The following is a 5,427-nucleotide window of genomic DNA, read 5'->3' as shown; positions in this document are numbered from 1 at the left end:
TCGTCGCCGCGCGCATCACCGGGGACGAGACGCACACCAGAGACGTCTTCGACGCTCTCGCCCCCGACTTCCGCGGCGAGCACGGCCCGGTCGAGGTGCGTCTCGGCGGGCAGGCCGCGGTCTACGACGACTTGCAGAGCACCATCCAGGAGGACCTGCTGCGGGCCGAGATCATCGCCCTGCCGGTGACGCTCCTGCTGCTCGTCGTCGTCTTCGGCAGCGCGGTCGCCGCGCTGCTGCCGCTGGCGGTGGGCATCGTCGCCATCCTGGGGACGAACGCGGTGCTGCGCGGCATCACCGAGTTCGCCGACGTGTCGGTCTTCGCGCAGAACCTGACCACGGCCCTCGGCCTCGGACTCGCCATCGACTACGCGCTGTTCATCGTCCGGCGCTACCGCGAGGAGCTGGCCGCGGGCGCGGATCCGCTGGGCGCGGTGGGCACCACGCTGCGGACCGCCGGCCGCACGGTGCTGTTCTCGGCGCTGACCGTCGCCGTGTCGCTCTCGGCGATGCTGCTGTTCCCGCAGTACTTCCTGCGCTCGTTCGCGTACGCCGGGATAGCGGTGGTGCTGCTCGCCGCGGTGGCGGCGCTGACCGTGCTGCCTGCCGCGCTGGTGCTGCTCGGCCCGCGGGTCAACTCCTGGCGCATCCTGCCCAGGCGCGGCGGGGTGCCCGGCGGCGCCGAGAGCGGACGCGGCTGGGCGCGGCTGGCGAAGCTCGTGATGCGCCGGGCGCCGGTCTTCGCGGTGCTCACGACCGCGGGGCTGGTGCTGCTCGGACTGCCGTTCCTCCAGGTGGAGTTCGGCACTGCGGACGACCGGCAGCTTCCCCGGTCGGCCGAGTCGCACCAGGTCCAGCAGCTCATCAGGGAGGGCTTCCCGGACACCCCCGGCGGGACCATCGAGATCTACGTCGAGGGTGACCCGGCCGCCGGGGAGCTGGCCGGGTACCGGGAGCAACTCGCCGCGCTGGACGGCGTCGAGCGGGTCGACGGGCCCGTGAGGGACGCCGGCGCCGGCTATCTGACCGTGACGGGCGAGAGCGAGTCGGTGGACGCGGCCAGCCAGGACCTGGTGCGCGACATCCGCGACCTCGGGCCGCCCTTCGAGGCGTCCGCCACGGGCGAGGCCGCCGACCTGGTGGACGCCAAGGACTCCATCGCGTCCGTCCTGCCCTGGGCCGCACTGCTGATCGTGCTGGCGACGCTGATCCTGCTCTTCCTGCTCACCGGCAGCGTGCTCATACCGTTCGTGGCGGTCGTCCTCAACGCGCTGAGCCTCACCGCGATGTTCGGCGCCATCGTGTGGATCTTCCAGGACGGCAACCTGTCCGGCGCCCTCAACTTCAACTCGACCGGCGACATCGAGACGACGCTGCCGGTGCTGATGTTCTGCGTCGCCTTCGGCCTCTCCATGGACTACGGCGTCTTCCTGCTCTCCCGCATCAAGGAGGAGTACGACCGCACGGGGGACCAGGACCGGGCCGTCGTCTTCGGGCTGCGGCGGACCGGCGGGCTCATCACCGCCGCCGCGGTGATCCTCGCGGTGGTGATGGTCGCGATAGGCACCTCGCGGGTCACCAACACCAAGATGCTCGGCATCGGCCTCGCGCTCGCGGTGCTGATGGACGCGATGGTCGTCCGCGGACTGCTGGTGCCCGCGGTGCTCAAGCTGACCGGGGCCGCCACATGGTGGGCGCCCGGGCCGCTGCGCCGCTTCCACGAGCGCGTGGAGCGCAGCGGATTCGGCGAAGGCGGACCCGGGACGCCCGGTCAGGAGCAGCGGCCGGCGGACAGGTCCGACGATCTCGCGACCGTCGGGGAGCGGTGACGCCGGAGCAGCGCGGGCGCGGTCGGCCCGGCCGCGGGGGGCGACGTCACCCGCGGCCGCGCCGGCCGCGGCTGCTGGGCCGCTGGGCGACCCAGGCGCGCACCGTGTCGGGGTACCAGTAGGGCTTGCCGTGCTCGACGACGTCGGGCGCCGGCAGCATCCCGTGCTTCCGGTACGACCGCACGGTCTCGGTCTGCACGCCGATGTGGGCCGCGATCTCCTTGTACGACCACAGGCTGTCCGTCATCTGTACCTCCCGGCGGGGCGCCGGGGCAGCGCCCCTGGTGATCAGTGACCCTGTGCCCGCCGGGCGCCCCGGCCGACCACCGCCGGGGGGTTGTCGAGCAGATGTGGTGGGGAACCGACGCAACCGTGACATTGGTGACGGGACACGCACGCGACGTGATCCACGCATGATTGACACGGCTCGGCGGCGGCGGTTAGACCGAGACCGTTGCTGGACGAAGGGATTGCCCATGAAGACCATCGGCCACTGGATCGGCGGCAAGGCAGTCGAGGGCGCCTCGGGACGGTCGGGACCGGTCTACGACCCCGCCACCGGAGCGCAGGCCGCCGAGGTCGCGTTCGCCTCCGCAGCCGAGGTGGACGCCGCCGTCGCCGCCGCCCGCGAGGCGTTCGCGGAGTGGAGCGTGTCGTCGCTCGCGCGGCGTACCTCCGTGCTGTTCCGCTTCCGCGAACTGCTCGCCGCCCGCCGCGAGGACGTCGCCCGGCTGATCACCGCCGAGCACGGCAAGGTGCACTCCGACGCCCTCGGGGAGGTGGCCCGCGGGCTGGAGATCGTCGAGGTCGCCTGCGGCATCCCGCAGCTGCTCAAGGGCGAGCTGTCCACGCAGGTCTCCACCCGTATCGACGTCGCCTCGATCCGGCAGCCCGTCGGCGTGGTCGCGGGCATCACGCCGTTCAACTTCCCCGCCATGGTGCCGATGTGGATGTTCCCGCTGGCCATCGCCTGCGGCAACACCTTCGTGCTGAAGCCGAGCGAGAAGGACCCGTCGGCGGCCGGGCTGCTCGCGGAGCTGCTGGCGGAGGCCGGGCTGCCGGAGGGCGTGTTCAACGTCGTCCACGGCGACAAGGAGGCCGTCGACCGGCTGCTGGAGCACCCCGACGTCGCCGCGCTCAGCTTCGTCGGCTCCACCCCGATCGCCCGGTACGTCTTCACCACCGGCACCTCCCACGGCAAGCGCGTCCAGGCGCTCGGTGGGGCGAAGAACCACATGCTGGTGCTGCCCGACGCCGATCTGGACGCGGCCGCGGACGCCGCGGTCTCGGCGGCGTACGGCTCGGCGGGGGAGCGCTGCATGGCGGTCTCCGCGGTGGTCGCGGTCGGCGGCACCGGCGACGAGCTGGTGGCGAAGATCGCCGAGCGGGCGCGCAAGGTCCGGATCGGCCCCGGCGACGACCCCGACTCGGAGATGGGCCCGCTCATCACCCGCGAGCACCGCGACAAGGTCGCCGGCTACGTGCGGGGTGCGGCGGCGCAGGGCGCCGAGGTGGTCGTGGACGGCACGGGCTACACCGTCCCCGGCCGCGAGGACGGCCACTGGATCGGGGTGAGCCTGCTGGACCGGGTGCCGGTGGAGTCCGACGCGTACCGGGACGAGATCTTCGGGCCGGTGCTGTGCGTGGTGCGGGCGGAGACGTACGAGGAGGGCGTGCGGCTCGTCAACGGCTCGCCGTGGGGCAACGGCACCGCCATCTTCACCCGCGACGGCGGCGCCGCGCGGCGCTTCCAGCTGGAGGCCACGGCCGGGATGGTCGGCGTGAACGTGCCGATCCCCGTGCCCGTGGGCTACCACTCCTTCGGCGGCTGGAAGGAGTCCCTCTTCGGCGACCACCACATCTACGGCGAGGACGGCGTCCGCTTCTACACCCGGGCGAAGGTCGTCACGACCCGCTGGCCCGACCCCGCGGACGGCGGTGTCGACCTCGGCTTCCCGACGTCCGACTGAGACCGGTCCCGGCATTGGGGAGGCAGATCGCGCGGACGGGGGGTACTTTGCGAGTAACGGTGCGACTTGTCTGCGGCACCGGGATCCGGACGGTTCCGGTGTTCCGCACCGCCTCCACCATCAACCGTCGTGTGTGCGAGGAGCTGATGCCGTGTCACTGATGCCATGGGCCGGGATCCGGGAGTCGACGGAGCAGTCGACGGAGTAACGGCACCGAATCGCCCCCTCCTTCGTCACAGTCCCGATGAGGACGGCACGAGGGAGGGGCGCGATGAGACGCGTGGTGCTCACAGGACTGGCAGGACTGGCGGCGGTGCCGCTGCTGCTGACGGGTTGCAGCGGGGGCGGGAGCGACACAGGGAAGGAACGGCTCTCCCAGGAGGGAGGCGGCGCCGGGGACGTGCCCCCGCCGGCCCAGGGGGCGCCCGCCCCGGCAGCCCCGGACGGCGCGTACGACGCCGCCCCGGAGGCCGCGGGCAAGCAGCGGGCGGACTCCTTCGTACCCGAGCCCGACATGGTGTCCACCTTCGCGCTCGACGTGGACACCGCCTCGTACAGCTACGCCCGCCGCACCATCGGCGCCGGCTCGCTGCCGCAGCCGGACACCGTGCGCCACGAGGAGTTCGTCAACAGCTTCCGGCAGGACTACCCCGCGCCCGAGGACGACGGCTTCTCCGTCACCACCGACGGCGCCCAAGCGGCGGACGACGGCTGGTCGCTGATGCGCGTGGGGCTGGCGACCCGCCCCGACGGCAACGAGTACGGCACGAAGACGCGCCGGCCCGCATCGCTGACCTTCGTCGTGGACGTCTCCGGCTCGATGGCGGAGCCCGGCCGGCTCAGCCTCGTACGGGAGTCCCTGCACACCGCGGTCGACGAACTGCGCGACGACGACGCGCTGGCACTCGTCGCGTTCAGCGACGAGGCCCGCACCGTGCTGCCGATGACGGCGGTCGGCGGGGCCCAGGACCGCATACACGACGCGGTCGAGAAGTTGCAGCCCGCCGAGAGCACGAACGTCGAGGCCGGCATGGCCCGCGGCTACGACGAGGCGGTTGACGGCCATCGCAAGGGCGCCACGAACCGCGTCGTCCTCCTCTCCGACGCGCTCGCCAACACCGGCGCCACCGGCGCCGACGCGATCCTCGACCGCATCGCCGCGGCCCGGGAGGACTTCGGCATCACCCTGTTCGGCGTCGGCGTCGGCAGCGAGTACGGCGACGCGCTGATGGAGCGGCTGACCAACCAGGGCGACGGCCACACCACCTACGTCTCCGAGACCGACCAGGCCCGCAAGGTCTTCGTCGAGGACCTGCCGCGCAACGTCGACCTGCGCGCCCGCGACGCCAAGGCGCAAGTCGTCTTCGACCCGGACGCCGTCTCCGACTACCGGCTGATCGGCTACGAGAACCGCCAGGTCGCCGACGAGGACTTCCGCAACGACGCCGTCGACGGCGGCGAGGTCGGCCCCGGCCACACCGTCACCGCGCTGTACGCAGTACGGCTCGCCGAGGGCGCCTCGGGCAGCGTCGCGACGGCCACCGTGCGCTGGCTCGACCCCGACACCCGCGCCCCGCAGGAGGAGTCCAGCACCGTCGACGCGGGCGCCCTGACCGGCGACCTGTGGG

4 protein-coding genes are annotated in these 5,427 nt (G+C 72.7%); 3 read left to right on the top strand and 1 reads right to left on the bottom strand.

Features of this window, described 5'->3' with window-relative positions; translation table 11 throughout:
* On the top strand, positions 1 to 1,829 hold a 1,829-nt coding region (locus tag H5J30_RS16165; protein WP_181788131.1), incomplete at its 5' end, for an MMPL family transporter.
* A gap of 46 nt (positions 1,830 to 1,875) precedes the next feature.
* Here H5J30_RS16165 and H5J30_RS16160 read toward each other — a convergent pair.
* On the bottom strand, positions 1,876 to 2,076 hold the full coding sequence (locus H5J30_RS16160) for a helix-turn-helix transcriptional regulator (RefSeq protein WP_018834156.1): 201 nt from the start codon (positions 2,074 to 2,076) through the stop codon (positions 1,876 to 1,878).
* A gap of 229 nt (positions 2,077 to 2,305) precedes the next feature.
* Between H5J30_RS16160 and H5J30_RS16155 the strand changes: the two genes are divergently transcribed.
* Together H5J30_RS16155 and H5J30_RS16150 are read left to right on the top strand one after the other, a co-directional pair.
* A complete protein-coding gene (locus H5J30_RS16155; RefSeq protein WP_181788130.1) occupies positions 2,306 to 3,799 on the top strand; it encodes a CoA-acylating methylmalonate-semialdehyde dehydrogenase in 1,494 nt (497 codons plus the stop codon).
* Positions 3,800 to 4,070: 271 nt separating this feature from the next.
* The coding region (locus tag H5J30_RS16150) for a vWA domain-containing protein (RefSeq protein ID WP_181788129.1) at positions 4,071 to 5,427 on the top strand (1,357 nt) is incomplete at its 3' end.

This window comes from Streptomyces phytophilus (assembly GCF_013870535.1).
GTDB classification, from domain to species: Bacteria; Actinomycetota; Actinomycetes; order Streptomycetales; family Streptomycetaceae; genus Streptomyces; species Streptomyces phytophilus.
Note: the sequence above shows the minus strand (reverse complement) of the source record. Positions and strands in the feature narration are given on the sequence as shown.